This window comes from Brevundimonas sp., from assembly GCF_051860745.1.
GTDB lineage: Bacteria > Pseudomonadota > Alphaproteobacteria > Caulobacterales > Caulobacteraceae > Brevundimonas.
The window spans coordinates 67,827-85,272 of the sequence record NZ_JBHYDN010000007.1 but is presented as its reverse complement, the minus strand read 5'-3'; the positions used below and the strand labels follow the sequence as shown (position 1 = coordinate 85,272).

Genomic DNA, 17,446 nt, shown 5'->3' with positions numbered 1-17,446 from the left:
TCCCCGTTTGACCCGAATCCTAACGACCTCGCCGCTCGAACAGATCGGCCAGTGACTTCAGCCGCCGCGCGTTCACTCCCGTGGCCTTGCCCGCGGCCTCGTTCAGAACGCCGGAAAGCTCTGCCGACGCCCGCTTGTCCGCGCGTCCCCGGCGCCAGACATCGATCCGGGCCTGAACCTGTCCGGCGAGCTCCGCCTCTACCCCGCCGGCCCGGGTGAGCTGGTCGAGATAGGCGGCGGCCACATCGGGGGTATCGGCCCAGGCGATGCGGGTCTGGGTCTGGGGGTTGATCATCGCCGACGTCACCGCCTCGGCGGCGGCGATCTCGGCCGCCGACAGATGTTCGCTCGGAACCAGCCGCAGCACATCGAGACCGCGAACAATCTCGCTCGAATAGATCCGGCCGTTGAACCAGTAGGCCGACCACGACCCACCGACGTAAAGGCGGCTGGCGTCGATCGGGCCGCGGTCAAAGAAGGCGATCTCGACCGGGTTGGCCGGATCGGTGAAGTCCATGATCGAGACCCCGCCCTGGTACCAGGCCTGAACCATCAGGTCGCGGCCCGGGACCGGAATGATCATCCCGTTGTGAGCGACGCAGTTTTCAGTGGCGCCCTGCGCGCTTGGCAGCTTGTGGAAGCTCTTTCCCGCGAGAGTCCGGTTTTCGATGGTGGCGACCATGTTGGCGCCCCAGGTCGATGGGTTTGTTGCCTGGCAACGGGCGCCGATGCCGCCGCCCCATTCATCGGTGAAGACGACCTTGTCGCCGGCGTTGTTGAAGGTGGCCGAGTGCCAGTAGGCCATGTCCGGATCGAAGATATCGGATGTGCGGCGCGGGTTCTCCGGATCGGAGATGTCCAGCAGGATGCCGTTTCCGCTGCACGCACCGGCCGCCAGTCCGACTTCGGGGAAGACGGTGATGTCGTGGCATTGGTTGGTCTGGGCGGTGTTCTGGGTCGCGATGCCGGCCCGACCGCCGCGCCACAGACCCGCCACACGACCGGTTTGACTATCGGCGAAGATCCGGGGCCGGTTGACGATTGCCGCGTCCTGCGGCCGGTCCAGCTCCACCTTGATCACATCGATCGAGAACAGGGCGGTCTCGGGGTTCTGGTCTGGCTGGCCGTCGGTGCAGATAGCCAGCTCCGCCGCCCCGCGCACGTCCGAGGTGCCGGAGTTGTAGATATAAAGGACATTGGCGTCCGTCGGATGCGGGACCAGCGTATGGGTATGCGAGCCGCGGCAGGTCTGGACGGCGGCGATCTGGCGGGGTGCGTTCAGGTCGCTGATGTCGAAGACGCGGACGCCGCGGAAGCGCTGGCTGGTTACGTCGTCCTCCGTGGTCGCGGAGCCGCAGTTCAACCGGCCGCGGTTCTCCTCGACCGACATGAACAGCAGGTCGCCGTGGACCGAGACGTCGCCCTGGCCTCCGGGGCAGACCACCGACATGACCAGCCGTGGAGCGCCGTCGCCGGAAATGTCATAGGCGTTGAAGCCGTTGAAATTGCCGACGAACAGCTTGCCGTTCGACACGGCCATGTCGGAGTTGGCCCTGCCCAGCGGACTGAAGTTCGGATTGCCGCGCGCCCGGGCCGTCATCGCCTCGCCCTCTGCCTGGCTGGTCGGAGGCGAGAAGCCGATGTCGGGATCCGCGAACCCCGGTGCCATGCCGACGGAGTGCTCCAGCGCCATGCCCGACGCCAGCTGGCCGGCGTCGGCCAGGCCCGGCGACAGGGTGCTGCGGCCGTCAGCCCGGATCACCTGGGCGGCGCCCGGTCCCGTGGACTGCGCCGCGGCGGCGCTGGCCCCCAGCAAAACGCCGAGAACGGCGACGGTGGAAAGCAGGGTGCTGCGAACGTTCATGGCCGCTCCTTCGGAAGGGGTTCAGAGGTCAGACAAAAGGGATTGCATACGTAGAATCTCCGCCGACTGGTCGCCCACGACGGAAGTGGCGAAGTCGGACAGCATCGTATCTTCAGCCGCGCCCGGCTGGACCATCAGGGCGTCGACCATGTCGAGCGCGCCCTGGTGGTGGCGGATCATGCCCTCGAGAAACAGGCGATCAAAGGCGGGCCCGCTCGCGGCGGCCAGCGCCTGCATCTGCGCCGGCGACAGCATGCCGGCCATGATCGGCGTATCGGAGGGCGGCATGGCGTGGCCGGCATGGGCTGAGTGATCGATGCCGGCGTGACCGCCGCCCATGCCCGGCATCTCCAGCGGCTGGCCGCGATCGTTCAGCCAGTCGCGCATCAGGGCCATCTCGGCCTCCTGACTGAGCGAGATCCGCTGGCCCAGCAGCCGCACGGTCGGATGGGCGCCGCGCGTCTGCAGCAGTTCGACCATCTCCACCGCCTGGGCGTGGTGGACGATCATATGCTGCATGAAGGCGACGTCGTCGCCCGTGAAGCTGCTGCGGCCGAGCTCGGCCGCCTCCCGTGCGCTGATCACGCGCGACGGAGCACCCGGCGCGCCGGGATTGAAGATGGGCGGAGTCTGCGGACCCGCCGCGATTCCGATCAGTCCGGCCAGCAAAAATCCCGCGGCCGCGCCTGCGACCAAGGCCCTAGCCCCCGGAGCCGACGACGGTGAACTTGCCGTCGCGCTCCTGGCCGATGAACCAGTTCATCGTCTGACCGCCCGCGAACTTGACGCTCCAGGTCTCGACCTTCCCCTCGGGGGTGTCCTGGGCGCTCACAAAAGTCGTCGTCTCGATCGCTCCCATGGCGCGGAGCGCCGGGGACATCTCCTCGATCTGGCCGTTGCAGGCGTCCAGAAGGGAGGGCGCCATATAGGCGGCGAGGCAGGTTCCTTCGGCGGCTTCAGCAATCATCCGGGTCAGTTGCGGCGCATACTCGCCGTCCTGGGCTATCGCCGGAAACGCCATCAGGCCCGCCGCGGCCACGCCGGCCAAAATCATACGGATACGCATGCATCTCTCCTTGAAGGGCCCAACCCGATTTCGCGAACCATGGCCCAGCCGGAGGAGCGTCACAACCTGCCGCCGCGTGACAAAGAGTTCATGCTCCAGACCACCGCGCACGACTGAGGCGGGTGCCGGTCAGGTCTTCCGTCCGAACCAGCCTGTGCGGCCGGACAGGGGCGGCGGTGATGGATGTGCCGGCTCCGGAGCCGCCGCGCGGGGCGCGGGCGCCCGGACGCCCTCCACCGGCCGCTGACGGATGACCAGATTGCGGATCTCGGTCATGTCCTCCATGGCGAATTTCACGCCCTCGCGACCGAGGCCGGAATCCTTGACGCCCCCGTAGGGCATGTTGTCGACGCGATAGCTGGGCACGTCGCCAATCAGGATGCCGCCGACCTCCAGAACGTCCCAGGCCCGCATGGCCTTGTGGATGTCACGCGTGAAGATGCCCGCCTGAAGCCCGAATTTTGAATCGTTGACCTCGGCCAGGGCGGCCTCGAAATCCGAGAAAGGCGAGAGGATGGCGACCGGCCCGAAGGCCTCCTCCTCGCGGATCTTCAAGCCTCGCCCGACGCCCTCCAGCAGGGTCGCGTCCAGCATGGCGCCGGTGCGATTGCCGCCGCACAGCACGGTCGCGCCAGCGGCGCGGGCCTCATTGATCCAGTCTTCCAGCCGGATCGCCTCCTTCTCGTCGATCATGGGACCGATGAAGGTCGCCTCCTCGCGCGGATCGCCACAGATCAGGGCCCGCGCCTTCTTCACCAGCAGATCGCGCATCGGGCCGTAGATGTCGTCGTGGATCAGGATGCGCTGCACTCCGATGCAGGACTGGCCCGACTGGTAGAAGGCCCCGAAGATGATCCGCTCGGCGGCGTCTTCCAGATCGCTGTCGCGGTCGACGATGACCGCGGCGTTTCCGCCCAGCTCCAGCACCACCTTCTTCTTGCCGGACTTCGCCTTCAGCGCCCAACCCACGTCAGGCGATCCCGTGAACGACAGCAGCTTGAGCCGGTCGTCGGTGGTGAACAGGTCCGAACCGTCGCGCGTCGCCGGCAGGATGGAGAAGGCGCCCTTGGGCAGGTCCGTCTCGGCCAGCACCTCGCCGATGATCAACGCCCCCAGCGGCGTGCGCGAGGCCGGCTTCATCACGAACGGACACCCGACGGCCAGCGCCGGAGCGATCTTGTGGGCCGCGAGATTGAGCGGGAAGTTAAACGGCGAGATGAAGGAGCACGGCCCGATCGGCACCCGCTTCCACATCCCCTGATAGCCCTTGGCGCGGGCCGAGATGTCCAGCGGCTGGACCTCGCCGGTCATACGCACCGATTCCTCGGCGGCGATCCGGAAGGTGTCGATCAGCCGGGTCACCTCGCCACGCGAATCCCGGATCGGCTTCCCGGCCTCGATGCACAGGGCATAGGCCAGTTCGTCGGCCCGCTCCTGGAAGCGTTTGACGCAATGGGCCAGCACCGCCTGCCGCTCATAGGCCGCCATGCGCGCCATCGGTTCGGTCGCCTTGACCGCCTCACCGATAGCCCGGTCGATCAGCGCCGCGTCGGCCATGGCCACGCGCGTCGCCACCTTGCCCGAATATTTGTCGGTCACCTCCAGGTCCTGGTTCGGCGCCGCCGCCTCATTGGCCAGGTACAGCGGATAGGAGGCTTTCAGGGACGGCATGGATCGGCGCTCCGGCGGGGGGTCTGGAGGTTAAACCGGCAAGGCCGCGCTGAGTTCGCGGACATCCTTGTTCAGGATGCGGTCGTTGTCGGCGTAGTCGATCGGAACCTCGACCACATGGACCCCCGGCGTATCAAGACACTGTTTCAGCAGCGCCGGCATTCCTTCGGCCGAAGTCACCCGGTGGCCGTGGGCGCCGTAGCTTTCGGCGTATTTGACGAAGTCCGGATTGCCGTAGGTCAGGCCCCAGTCCTGGAAGCCCATATTGGCCTGCTTCCAGCGGATCATGCCGTAGCTGTTGTCGTTCAGGATCAGCACCACGAGGTTCAGCTTCAGCCGGACCGCGGTCTCCAGCTCCTGGCTGTTCATCATGAAGCCGCCGTCGCCGCAGACGGCCATGACCTTGCGGTCCGGGAAGATCATGCTCGAGGCCATCGCTGACGGCAGGCCCGCGCCCATGGTCGCCAGCGCATTGTCGACCAGAAAGGTGTTGGGCATGTGCGCCGGATAGCTGCGCGTGAACCAGATCTTGTAGACGCCGTTGTCGAGACACACGATCCCGTCGGAAGGCATGACCTTGCGGACCTGATCGACCAGATGCTGCGGATAGACCGGGCAACGCATGTCGCCGACAGACGCGGCGGTGTGATCCAGCTCCGCCTTGTGCGCCCGGACCATGGGATCGAAGGTCCAGTGCGGCTGGGCCGAAAGGCCCTCCTTGATCTGCCAGATGGCGTTGGCGATATCGCCGACCACCTCGATCTGCGGGAAATAGACTGGATCGACCTCAGCCGTCCGGAAGCCGATGTGGATGACGTCGCAACCGCCCGGCTTCATGAAGAAGGGCGGCTTCTCGATCACGTCATGGCCGACGTTGATGATGACGTCGGCGGCCTCGATCACCCGGTGCACGAAGTCGCCCGACGACAGGGCCGCGCAGCCCAGGTATTTCGGATTGCGCTCGTCGATCACCCCCTTGCCCAGCTGGGTAGTGATGTAGGGAATGCCGGTCTTTTCAACCAGTTCGGTCAGCATCCGGCTGGTCAGCTTGCGATTGGCTCCGGCGCCGATGATCAGGAGGGGCGATTTGGCCCGGGCGATGCGGTCGACGGCGATGCGGATCGACTTGTCGTCGGCCACGGGACGCCGGACCTGGCTGGCGACGATGACCGGCGAGGTCGTCTGCTCATGGGCGACGTCCTCCGGGAACTCCAGATGGGTGGCGCCGGGCTTCTCTTCCTGGGCCAGACGCATGGCCTCGCGGACGCGGGCGGGAATGTTGTCGGCCGAGGCCAGCTGATGCGTGAATTTGGAGATCGGCCGCATCATGTCGACCACGTCGAGGATCTGGAACCGGCCCTGTTTGGATGACTTGATCGGCTTCTGGCCGGTGATCATCAGCATCGGCATCCCGCCCAGCTGGGCATAGGCGGCGGCGGTCACCAGATTGGTCGCCCCAGGCCCCAGTGTCGCCAGACAGACGCCGGCCTTGCCGGTGTGCCGACCATAGGTCGCGGCCATGAAACCGGCGCCCTGCTCGTGCCGGGTCAGGATCAGCTTGATCTTCCTGCTGCGCGACAGGCTGTCGAGGAAGTCGAGGTTCTCCTCGCCCGGGACGCCGAACACATATTCACAGCCTTCCTCTTCGAGACAGGCGACAAACAGATCCGAGGCCTTGGTCATCGTCTTTTCCAATACGGGAGCGGCGACCGTCGCAGGCGCGGTCGGGGCTGAGGGGGAAAGCCGTACTGGATCGGCGGGTTCAGAAGCGGCGACGGGTCGGCTTGGGGCGGACGAGCGCCGAGGGCGGCCCAGCACGGCGAACAGCACGAGCGCGGCCGCCCCGGCCGCAAGCGCGCCGGCGACCAGCGGTTGGCTCACCGCAGACAGGATCGTGTCCTGTATCGATGCTTCGATCATCACGCCCGGCCCCCGCTCGCGCGGCACCTTGAACCGGAACGTTGTTCCTTGTCACGCGAGGTCGCGTGTCGCGATAAGGCGGCGGATCAGGCGCCGGGCACGCGAAGGCCGCGCGCCGCCTCGGTCAGGGCGGCCTGCTCGGTGGGCGAGTCGGCAAAGGCCCGCATCCCGTTGCGATACGCCGCCGTCGCCGCGGCGCTATCGCCCAGCACCATCCGCGCCCGCATCAGTCGCACCCAGCCGTCGCGGTCGCGCGGCGAGATCCTGAGCCGCTCTTCCAGCCCGCCGACCATGCCCTGAATCATGGCTTGCCGGTCGGCCGGAGACATGGCCTCTGCCTCCGCCACCTGCGCCGCCGACGGTCCGGGCATGACGGGCGCGGGCGCGGGCGCGGCAGCAGGCGTTCCCGCAGGCGCGGGCCGCAGCCGGCCCGAAATGTCCTGTCCCCGTTCGCGCGCCAGATCCTCGACGAAGGCCCGGACCTCGCCCGCCCAGGGCGCGCCGGGCGGAGCCGAGTTGATCAGGTCGATCCAGGCCGTCATCGCCGCCTCGCGCTCGCCGCGCTGGTCCATCTCGACAGCGATGAAGTAGCGGGCGCGCGGGTCCTGCGGGTCAGCGCGCAAGGCGCCCCGGAAGGCCGTCAGGGCGGGCGGGGTCACCTGCCCTCCCCCGGCCTGGACAAGCGCCTCGCCCTGGGCCGAGAAATGCTCGGCGTTGGTTGGCTCCAGCGTCGCGGCGCGGCCGTAGGCCTCGGCCGCCTCGGCGAACCGGCCGGTCTGGAAATAAGACCAGCCCAGCATGCGCCAGCCGTTGACGTCTTCGGGGGTCTGGCGAAGCTGGGCCTCCAGCTGGACGATCATGGCCTGGACGTCGGCGCCGTCGTGAGCCGCGTCAGCCGGGGCTGCGGCCATGGCCGTGCTGCGCGCTCCGGCGCCCGGAAGATCGGGTCGCCCCAACAGGGCGTATAACCCGGCGCCGCCCAGCGCGACGACCGCCGCGAGGCCTAGCGCCAGCCGGATCAGGGCCTTTTCGCCCAGCGGCCGGCCCTTCGGCGCGGACTCGATCCCCTCGGCCAGCGCCCGGCGTTCGACCTCCAGACGCAGGGCCGCGATGTCCTCCGCCGGCGCCGCTCCGGCCGCCGCCTGGCGATCCAGATCGGCCAGTTGCGCTTTCAGCACCTCGGCGGAGGTCGTGCGCCGATCCAGAACCCCGCCGGGCCGGATCAGCGGTATGGCCAGCCCGACCACGGCCACGGCGATCATCAGGGTCAGGACAATCCAGAGGATCATGGCGCGTCACCGGTTTTCAGTATGGCGGCGAGCGCACGTCGCTCCTCGGCCGACAGGGGTGTGGGATCGGCCGCGCCGGCCCGGCTGCGCCGTCGCAGATAGAGGGCCAGACCAAGGCCTCCGGGAATCAAAACCAGCAGGGGCGCGCTCCACAGCAGGATGGTCTGCAAATCCAGAGGCGGCTTGAGCAGGACGAAATTGCCGTAGCGGGCGACGATGTAGGCCATCACCTCCTCATTGGTGTCGCCGGCCGACAACCGCTCTCGCACGATAGCCCGCAGGTCGGCGGCGAGCGGCGCGTCGGAATCGTCGATCGACTGGTTCTGGCAGACGACGCAACGCAGTTCCTGGCTGATCACCCGCGCCCGGGCCTCAAGCGCCGGATCGGCCAGCTGCTCTTCCGGCAGGACCGCCGCCACCGGTCCGGCGAACAGCAGGGCGCAGAACAATCCAAGGATGACGCGTCTCATGTCTCGGTCTCCAGCCTGTCCATCATGGGCTGCAGAATTTCCGTCCAGACCTCCGGCGTAATCGGACCGACGTGGCGGTAGCGAACCCTGCCGTGACCGTCGATGACGAAGGTCTCGGGCGCGCCGGTGACGCCGAAGTCGATGCCGGTGCGGCCGCGCGGGTCCGACCCGATCAGGGTGTAGGGATTGCCGCGCTGGGCCAGCCACTCGGCCCCGGCGGCGGGCTCGTCCTTCCAGTCGAGACCGTGGATGGTCACGCCCTGGGACTGGAGCCGCAGCAGCATCGGATGCTCGATGACGCAGGCCACGCACCAGGAGGCGAAGACATTGAGCAGCGCCGGCTTCACGGTGAAGTCTGATGAGGCCAGCCCCACGGTGTCCTCGGGCGTCAGCCCCGGCAGGTCAAAGGTCGGGATCGGCCGGTCGATCAGCATCGACGGCAGAATGCTGGGATCACGACGCAGGCCCAGACCGAGGGCCGCGGCGACCATCAAGAACAGCACGATCGGAACGATGAAGGCCAGCCGCCTCATGCCGCCGCCTCCGCAGCCCTGGCCGGAGCCGCCATGCGGGCGGGCATGGCCAGCCGCGTCCGCCGGTCCGACAGCGACAGCACGCCGCCCAAGGCCATGATCATCGCCCCGCCCCAGATCCAGCCGACCAGCGGATGCCACCAGAGCCGGACCGTGGCTGCGCCAAGCGTCGCGCTCTCACCCACGGAAATGTAGAGGTTGCCCATCGCATCGCCGCGGATGCCCGCCTCGGTCGTCCGGGTCTGGCTGGACGGATAGAAGCGCTTCTCCGACAGCATCAGGAACGGCTGCCCCTCGCCCTCGACGCGGAAGCGGGCCTGATCCGCCTGATAGTTCGGCCCCGTCGCCGGGCCGAGCGCATCCAGCGTGATGCGGCGACCGGCGAATTCGATGGTCTGGCCCGGGACCATGGTCACGACCTCGCTGGCCGTCCATGCGGTCATGGCCGTGACGCCGATGGTGGTGACGCCGAGGCCCGCATGCGCCACCGCGACCGCCCAGAAGGCCAGCGGCGTGGTGCGGATCAGCCGCCCGGTTTCGGGCCCCTTGCGGCCCAGGCCCCATCGCCGCGCAAGCAGCATAAAGGCAGCCGCGATCAGCCAGACGCCGAGGGCGATCCCCAGGGCGGCGCCGACCTGGGCGATGCCGAACACCACGACGCCAACGCCGGCCGCGACCGCCGCGACGGCGATCGGCCAGCGCAGCCGCGACAGCACGGCCCGGGCGGTGTCACGCTTCCAGTTCAGCACCGGCCCGAAGGCGACCAGAACCAGCAACGGAATGAAGAGCGGGACGAAGGTCAGGGCGTAATAGGGCGGCCCGACCGAGATCTTGTCGCCGCTCAGAACGTCGATGAAGACCGGATAGAAGGTGCCGAGGAAGACCGTCGCCGTGGCCGCCAGCAGGAACAGGTTGTTCAGGGTGATGCCGGCCTCACGCGACAGGGGCGAGAACATAGCCCCGGTCCGCATCGCCGGCGCTCGCCAGGCATAGAGACCCAGCGCCGAGCCCGTGGCGATCAGGATGAAGACGAGGATGTAGGCCCCGCGCTCGGGATCGACCGCGAAGGCGTGCACGCTGGTCAGAACGCCGGAGCGCACCAGGAAGGTGCCGATCATGCTGAGGGAGAAGGTCAGGATGGCCAGCAGGATGGTCCAGCTGATCAGGGCTCCCCGCTTCTCCAGCACCAGCGCCGAATGGAGCAGGGCCGTGCCCATGAGCCACGGCATCAGCGAGGCGTTCTCGACCGGGTCCCAGAACCACCAGCCGCCCCAGCCGAGTTCATAGTAGGCCCACCAGCTGCCCAGGGCGATGCCGACGGTCAGGGATATCCAGGCTGACAGCACCCAGGGCCGGACCCAACGCGCCCAAGCCGCATCCACCCGGCCTTCGATCAGCGCCGCGACGGCGAAGGAGAAGGCGACCGAAAAGCCGACATAGCCGAGGTAGAGCAGCGGCGGGTGCATCACCAGGCCGGGATCCTGCAACAGCGGGTTCAGCTCGGTCCCGTCGAGCGGGATCGGGCTCAGACGCGAGAACGGATTGGAGGTGAACAGGCAAAAGCCGATGAAGGCGGCGCTGAGCATCCCCTGCACCGCCAGCACCCGGGCCTGAAGCGTCTCGCGGAGCGTCCGGCCGAAGAAGGCGATCGCCCCGCCATGCAGGGCGAGAATCAGCACCCACAGCAGCATGGAGCCTTCATGGCTTCCCCAGGTGGCGGCGAACCGGTAGGGCAGCGGCTGGGTGCTGTGACTGTGTTTGGCCACCAGCTCGACGGAGAAATCCATCGTCAGATAGGCCGTGGCCAGGGCTCCGAAGGCCATGACGACGAATGCCATCTGCAGCAGGGCGGAGGCGCGGCCGAGGGACATCAGGACGGAATCGCCGCGGTGGGCGCCCAGCAATGGGGCCACTCCCTGAACCAGTCCGAGCATGAAGGCGAGGATCAGAGCCAGTTGGCCGATTTCCGCGCTCATTCAATATGCTCCGCCACCCGACCTGTACTGTAGCGAGCAGCGCTCCTATGGTAAAGCAGCGCGGGGGACGGGTCGAAACGGCATCAGTTGCAGTTTGCGACCCAGGCGCGATACGGGGGACGTGGTGGAGGGGGTCCATCGGATCGCCATCTTGGGCTCTGGGCCCGCTGGCCTGAGTGCGGCCGCGCACGCGGCTGCCCGCGGCGTGAGCCACGTCCTGCTCGAGAAGTCGGACCACCTCTCGGACACCATCTTCTGCTACCAGCGCGGCAAGCACATCATGGCCACGCCCAGCCAATTGGTCGTGCGCGCCGACGTCAGTTTCGAGCCCGGCAAGCGCGAGACCATCCTCGACACCTGGTCCAGCGAGGCGGCGAAACACAAGATCAACGTTCGCCACCACGCCGAGGTGAAATCCATCACCGGCTCGAAAGGCAATTTCAGTATCGGCCTGTCGGACGGCTCGGTAGTGCGCGCCGAAACCATCGTCCTGGCCATCGGCACCCAGGGCAATCCCAACCTGATGTCCTGCGAGGGCGGCGGGCTGTCCCATATCCAGTACCAGCTCGACGACCCGGCCGAATATGTCGACGAGCACATCTGCGTCGTCGGCGGCGGCGATGCCGGGATCGAGAACGCACTCGGCCTGATCGCCGACCGGGCCCAGGGCAATACGGTGACCCTGGTCAACCGCGGCGCCGATTTCGCCCGGGCCAAGGAAGCCAACGCCAAGGCTCTGCTCGCGGCGCAGGAAGCGGGCCATATCACCCTGCTGACCACCGCCGAGACGACGCTGATCGAGCCCGGTTGGATCACGGTCGACACTCCGGAAGGCGCCACGCGGTTCCAGTGCGACCGGGTCATCGCCCGGCTGGGTTCGGCCCCGCCGCGCAAATTCGTCGAATCGATCGGGCTGGAGTTCACCAGCGCCGCCCGCGAGGCCTTCCCGAAGCTGTCGCCGACGTTCGAAAGCACCGTGCCCGGCGTCTATGTCATCGGGGCCCTCGCCGGTTATCCGCTGATCAAACACTGCATCAACCAGGGCTATGACGTCGTCGAATACATCGGCGGCGCCGTTGATCTGAAACCCGCCGACGAGCCCATTCTGGAGGCCCGGCTGAAGGGCCTTCCCGGCAACCGTTCCGTCGCCCAGTGGCTCGAGTTTCTGCGTCAGGAGATCGAGATCCTGCGCGGTCTGTCGCCCCTGCAGATGCGCGAATTCCTGCTGGACTCCGACGTCCGCGCCTATCAGTCGGGCGACATCGTCTTCAAGCGCAACTCGATCGGCTCGTCGCTATTCGGCATCGCTTCCGGATCTGTCGAGGTCGAGGTGGGGGGCAAGAAGCGGATGACCGTGCCCATCCCGACGGGGTCGATTGTCGGCGAGGTCGGCCTGATCTCCGGGCGCCCGCGCGGCGCCACGGTGCGGGCGGCGGAGCCCAGCATCCTTCTGGAAATTCCGCGCATGGCCGCCCTGCGCCTGATGGCCTCGGTCAAGGAGGCGCGCGACACCGTCAACCGCATCACCACCGAACGCCAGCTGCTGCAGATGTTCGGCTCGGGCCTGACGCCGGCTGACCTGACCGAAGTGCTGGAAACCGCTGAAATCCGTCAGGTGAAGACCGGCGAGGCCATCATCAACGAGGGCGAGGACGGCTACGACATCTTCGTCGTGCGTTCGGGCAGTATGGTGGTCGAGAAGCAGATCGGCGGAAAGTCGGTCTTCCTGTCCTATCTGCCGGCCGGCTCCTACGTCGGGGAGATGGCGCTGGTCGACGGCGGGCGGCGCAGCGCCACGGTCCAGGCCGCTATCCGGTCGGAGGTGGTCAAGCTGGACGGCGACCGCTTCCGCGCCCTGCTTAAACGCAAACCCGAGCTGGAGGAGAAACTCCGGGCCGACATGGCCGACCGCCGTCGGGTCACCGGCTATATCGAGGAACAGAAGGGCAAGTTCGGCGACGTCGTCGACATGTACAGCGCCGTGGCCGACTTCCTGGTCGACCAGGGCATCGGCGAGGCCACGGACGTTCTGCTGATCGACGAAACCCTCTGCATCGGCTGCGACAACTGTGAAAAGGCCTGCGCCGACGTCCATGACGGCCTTTCGCGGCTCGACCGCGAAGCGGGCCGGACCTACGCCCACCTGCACGTCCCCACCTCGTGCCGGCATTGCGAACATCCGTACTGCATGACCGACTGCCCGCCCAATGCGATCCATCGCGGGCCGGACGGCGAGGTCTTCATCGACGAGACCTGCATCGGTTGCGGCAACTGCCAGCGGAACTGTCCCTATGACGTGATCCGCATGGACTCCCGGCCGCCGAAAAAGCCGGACCTGATCTCCTGGATGCTGTTCGGAGCCGGACCGGGGCCGGGCGAGCCGGACAAGGCCTGGCGGGCCAAACACAAGCCCAAGGGCGCCGAACCGCCCAAGGTCGCCATCAAATGCGACATGTGCATCGGCAAGTCCGGAGGACCGGCCTGTGTGCGCGCCTGTCCGACCGGCGCCGCCCTGCGGGTCTCGCCGGAGGAATTCCTGACCGTCAAACGGATGGGCGGGGGCAACTGATCCAATGGCGAAGGTCGCGAAAACTGGCGAACGCTCAAACGCAGGCCAGCACGAGGGCTTCCTCCGGCACGGGAATTTCCGCTGGGTCTGGCGGGCCGGCGCTCTCTGCGTCGTTGCGATCATCGGCTATCTGCTGATGGACGCCGAGCCCCGGCCGAACGGCGGCAGCGTCTACGGCTATGTGGCCGGCACGATCGCGGCGCTGCTGGTGCTGTGGCTGACCCTGCTGGGCCTGCGAAAACGCGCGATCACCTCGGGCAATTGGTCGCTGAAGGCGTGGGTCTCGGCCCATGTCTATCTTGGGCTGGCCGTGCTGGTCGTCGCTACCCTGCATTCGGGATTCCAGTTCGGCTGGAACATCCACACCCTGGCCTATTCCCTGATGGTTCTGGTCGTCGTGTCGGGCCTGTTCGGCATCACCGTATACGCCCTGCTCCCGCGCTACCTCAGCCGAAATCGCGGGGAGACGACCCAGAAGCAGATGCTGGAGACTCTCAAGGCGCTGGACCGCCAGATCAACGAGGCCGCCCAGCCGTTGTCCGAAGTCCAGGCCCGGGTGGTGCAGATGTCGCTGGATGGCAGCCAGGTCGGCGGCGGGTTGTGGCGGCGGATTACGGGCGGGCGCGGCGGATGCGGCAATCGGCGGGCCCTGTCGCGCCTGCGCGGCCTGCGTCGTCAGGCGACAGACGTCGAGCTGCTGATGCTGGACCGGATGGAGGAGCTGCTCCAGCGCAAGGCCGCCGCCCTGGCCCAGGTGCGCCGTCACCTGCAGATCCGCGCCTGGCTGAGCGTCTGGCTGGCCGTGCACGTCCCGGCCACCATCGCGCTCATCGCCGCGATCACCGCCCATGTCTTCAGCGTCTTCATCTACTGGTGATGGCCCGATGACCCTTGTTCTTCGCCAGGTCACACGCCGCGTCAGCGGGGCCGAGATCGTTCGGGAAAAGATCCTGCCGACCGATACCGCGCGCATCGGACGCGGCGCGGACTGCGAAATCCGCCTGGCCGATCTGGCAGTCAGCCTGCATCACGCCACTCTGACGGCGACCGGTCCCGGACGGGTGAGCGTCATCTCGGCCGGGCGCGAGCCGTTCGGTGTCGACGGCCGGTTCGTCACCCAGGCGGACATCGACGTCGGCCGCGCGCCCCGCCTGACGTTCGGCGATCACATCCTGACGCTGTCGCACGGCGACGGCGACCGCATCCTGATCAATCTCGCCGCCGCGGAACCGGCCGAGGGAGAATCGTCATCGGGGGTTCCCGCCGGCGGCGTCATCCCCAAGGCCCGCATCTTCGGCCGTCGGCGCATCGCCTGGACGCTGGGCCTGGGCATCGTCGCCCTCTGTCTGCTGTGGCCGCTGGCCGCGTTTCACGGCCACCTCAAAGCCAGGATCGACCCGGACCAGCAGTGGTCAACCGGCCCATTGTCCTCCGCTCACGCCTTCCTCGAGGACGACTGCCAGGCCTGTCACCAGGAGGCGTTCGTCGCGGTGACCGACGCGTCCTGCAAGGCCTGCCACGACGCCGAACAGACTCCCGCCGTCATGGCCGCCGCAGCGACGTCCGCCCGGCGCGCAGGCTCGCCGGATACCCTCTCCTTCGTCAGGGACCACGCCCCGCGCGGCCGGATCCTCTGGGGAACGCCGCCGCCGGCCGGGTTCACCGGACAGGCCACGGCCTGGTTCCGGCGCGCCTTCAATCTCCCCGAACAGCGCTGCGCCAGCTGCCACGTCGAACATATCGCCAATCCGGTCGCCGGCCGTCCGCCCGAACCGATCCCTACCCTGACCCCGACCCAGACCTGCATCCAGTGCCACACGGGCCTGACGCACCGGCTGAAGGACACAGACCTGGCCGACGCGCCGTCCTGGGCCAGCCATCCGAATTTCCGACCCACCCTGCCCGGCCCGGACGGTCTGACGCGGGTGTCGCTGAACAACCGCCCGCGCGAGGCGTCCGGCCTGACCTTCCCGCACGATCTGCACCTGTCGCCCGGGGGCGGACCCGCGCGGATGGCCCAGACCCTGGGCGGGCGCGGCTATGGCGCGGCCCTTACCTGCGCCAGCTGCCACCGCCCCGACGTGGACCAAAAGGGCTTTGGACCCGTCCAGATGGAGCGCGACTGCGCCAGCTGCCACTCCCTGGCCTTCGCGACACCGAGCGGGGTGCGCCGACTGCCGCACGGCGAACCCGGTCAGGTGGTCGCGGCCCTGCTGGCTTGGCAGGGTCGCAGGCCAGTGGCCGGCGGCGGAACCTGGCGACGTCGACCGGGCGAGGCCGGGGAAGGCGGACCCGGCATGGGCGGCTCGCCGGCAGGCGCCAGCGCGGTGACCACCGTCAGCGGCGCCTTCGGCCCGCGCGGAGCCTGTTTCGACTGCCACACCATCTTCCGGACGCCGACCATCCGGTTCACGCCGGTGCGTCTGCCCGGCGACTTCCTCAGCCGTGGGGCGTTTGATCACAGCGTCCGCGAGCACCGCCTCGACCGACTCGGCCAGCCATCCTGCGTACAGTGCCACGCCGCGGCGACGTCGGGTTCAGCGACCGATCTGCTGCTGCCGTCTGTCAGTGAGTGCGTGGAATGCCACGGCCAGACCACGGCCCGCTCGCCGACGCCGGCGCCGGCGGACTGCGAGACCTGCCACAGCTTCCACGCGCCGTCGCATCCCGCACCGCGCCCGCCGCGGCCGAACTTCAGCGCCCGGCCCCGGCTCGCAGCAGCGGTTCAGACCACGCCGTAGGCCAGCATCGCCTCGGCGACCTTCTTGAAGCCCGCGATATTGGCGCCGCGCACATAGTCGATGCGCGGGGTCCCGGCCACGCCGCCGCATTCGACACAGCGCTGGTGAATGCCGCGCATGATGTCGACGAGGTGCTGCTGCAGCTCGGCTTCCTTCCAGGCGATGCGGCCGGAGTTCTGGCTCATCTCCAGGCCGGACACGGCCACGCCGCCCGCATTGGCGGCCTTGCCCGGCGCATACAGGATGCCGGCGGCCTTGAAGACGTGCACGCCCTCCAGATCGGTCGGCATATTGGCGCCCTCCGACACCGCCATACAGCCATTGGCCACCAGCGTCCGGGCGTCCGCCCCATTCAATTCGTTCTGGGTCGCGCAGGGCAGAACCACGTTGCACGGCACCGCCCACGGCCGTTGACCCTCGTGATAGGTCGCGCTGCGGAACTCCATGACATAGTCCGAGATCCGGCCGCGCCGCTTTGTCTTGTGCGCCTTGACCCAGTCGATCTTGGCCTGGTCGATGCCGTCGGGATCGTGGATGAAGCCGTGCGAGTCCGACAGGGTCAGGACCTTGCCGCCCAGCTGCACGATCTTTTCGGCGGCATGGGTCGCGACATTGCCCGAGCCCGAAATCACGGCGGTCTTGCCCGCCACTTCCTGGCCGATGTGTCCGAGCATTTCCTTGAGGAAATAGACCGCGCCATAGCCGGTCGCCTCGGTGCGGATCAGGCTGCCGCCATAGGACAGGCCCTTGCCGGTCAGCACGCCGGTGAACTGGTTGGTGATGCGCTTGTACTGGCCGAACATATAGCCGATCTCACGCCCGCCGACGCCGATGTCGCCGGCCGGGACGTCGATGTCGGCGCCGACATGGCGGTAGAGCTCGGTCATGAACGACTGGCAGAACCGCATCACCTCGTGATCCGACTTGCCCTTGGGATTGAAGTTGGAGCCGCCCTTGCCGCCGCCCATCGGCAGACCGGTCAGGCTGTTCTTGAACGTCTGCTCGAACGCGAGGAACTTCAGCACGCTCTCGGTCACGTTCGGATGGAAACGGATGCCGCCCTTGTAGGGTCCGATGGCGTTGTTGTTCTGAACCCGCCAGCCGCGCTGGACGCGGATATTGCCCTTGTCGTCCTCCCAGCAGACCCGGAAGCTGATCACCCGGTCCGGCTCCGCAATCCGGCGCAGGATTTGATAATGGTGGTACTCTTCCTTGTCCTTGATGAAGTCGAAGATGTCCTCAGCGACCTCCTGAACCGCCTGAACGAATTCGTCCTGACCGGGATTGCGCTTTTTGACCCCCTCGATGAACCGGGGCAGATCGACGTGATCCGAGACTGCCATCGCC

Annotated in this window: 13 protein-coding genes; 3 read left to right on the top strand and 10 right to left on the bottom strand. The window is 67.7% G+C overall.

The genetic code is table 11. The features are described from left to right. Positions 1–19: 19 nt before the first annotated feature. The 9 genes from ACTIEW_RS09740 to ACTIEW_RS09700 form a co-directional block, all read right to left on the bottom strand. Positions 20–1,864, bottom strand: a complete 1,845-nt coding sequence (locus ACTIEW_RS09740) for an LVIVD repeat-containing protein (RefSeq protein WP_439477717.1) — start codon at positions 1,862–1,864, stop codon at positions 20–22. Between the two features lie 21 nt (positions 1,865–1,885). Beyond that, positions 1,886–2,560 carry a DUF305 domain-containing protein gene (locus ACTIEW_RS09735; RefSeq protein ID WP_439477716.1) on the bottom strand — a complete coding sequence of 225 codons (675 nt, stop codon included), beginning with the start codon at positions 2,558–2,560 and terminating at the stop codon, positions 1,886–1,888. Positions 2,561–2,564: 4 nt separating this feature from the next. After that, entirely contained in the window at positions 2,565–2,930 is a 366-nt protein-coding gene (locus ACTIEW_RS09730) for a hypothetical protein (protein WP_439477715.1), read from the bottom strand. 129 nt (positions 2,931–3,059) lie between these two features. Further along, positions 3,060–4,601, bottom strand: coding sequence for an aldehyde dehydrogenase family protein (locus tag ACTIEW_RS09725; RefSeq protein ID WP_439477714.1), 1,542 nt, complete (start codon positions 4,599–4,601; stop codon positions 3,060–3,062). A 30-nt stretch (positions 4,602–4,631) separates the two neighbouring features. Then, entirely contained in the window at positions 4,632–6,284 is a 1,653-nt protein-coding gene (locus tag ACTIEW_RS09720; RefSeq protein WP_439477713.1) for an acetolactate synthase large subunit, read from the bottom strand. Between the two features lie 323 nt (positions 6,285–6,607). Next, positions 6,608–7,810 (bottom strand): c-type cytochrome biogenesis protein CcmI, encoded by a 1,203-nt coding sequence (gene ccmI, locus ACTIEW_RS09715; protein ID WP_439477712.1) that lies wholly within the window; start codon positions 7,808–7,810, stop codon positions 6,608–6,610. Beyond that, entirely contained in the window at positions 7,807–8,280 is a 474-nt protein-coding gene (locus tag ACTIEW_RS09710) for a cytochrome c-type biogenesis protein (RefSeq protein WP_439477711.1), read from the bottom strand. Before ACTIEW_RS09710 ends, ccmI begins: the two co-directional genes overlap by 4 nt. After that, positions 8,277–8,813 (bottom strand): DsbE family thiol:disulfide interchange protein, encoded by a 537-nt coding sequence (locus tag ACTIEW_RS09705; protein WP_439477710.1) that lies wholly within the window; start codon positions 8,811–8,813, stop codon positions 8,277–8,279. The genes ACTIEW_RS09710 and ACTIEW_RS09705 overlap by 4 nt, the downstream gene beginning before the upstream one ends. Further along, complete coding sequence (locus ACTIEW_RS09700; RefSeq protein ID WP_439477709.1) at positions 8,810–10,789, bottom strand: heme lyase CcmF/NrfE family subunit; 1,980 nt, start codon at positions 10,787–10,789, stop codon at positions 8,810–8,812. Before ACTIEW_RS09700 ends, ACTIEW_RS09705 begins: the two co-directional genes overlap by 4 nt. Here ACTIEW_RS09700 and ACTIEW_RS09695 point away from each other — a divergent pair. From ACTIEW_RS09695 to ACTIEW_RS09685, 3 genes are read left to right on the top strand one after another with little or no spacing between them, the layout of a single operon-like run. After that, positions 10,746–13,358 carry a cyclic nucleotide-binding domain-containing protein gene (locus tag ACTIEW_RS09695; protein WP_439477708.1) on the top strand — a complete coding sequence of 871 codons (2,613 nt, stop codon included), beginning with the start codon at positions 10,746–10,748 and terminating at the stop codon, positions 13,356–13,358. The genes ACTIEW_RS09700 and ACTIEW_RS09695 overlap by 44 nt on opposite strands. 4 nt (positions 13,359–13,362) lie before the next feature. Continuing rightward, positions 13,363–14,235 (top strand): hypothetical protein, encoded by an 873-nt coding sequence (locus ACTIEW_RS09690; protein ID WP_439477707.1) that lies wholly within the window; start codon positions 13,363–13,365, stop codon positions 14,233–14,235. Between the two features lie 7 nt (positions 14,236–14,242). After that, on the top strand, positions 14,243–16,099 hold the full coding sequence (locus tag ACTIEW_RS09685) for an FHA domain-containing protein (RefSeq protein ID WP_439477706.1): 1,857 nt from the start codon (positions 14,243–14,245) through the stop codon (positions 16,097–16,099). Here ACTIEW_RS09685 and gdhA read toward each other — a convergent pair. Then, a complete protein-coding gene (gene gdhA / locus ACTIEW_RS09680; protein ID WP_439477705.1) occupies positions 16,084–17,442 on the bottom strand; it encodes an NADP-specific glutamate dehydrogenase in 1,359 nt (452 codons plus the stop codon). The two genes, ACTIEW_RS09685 and gdhA, sit on opposite strands and share 16 nt — an antisense overlap. Positions 17,443–17,446 lie beyond the last annotated feature (4 nt).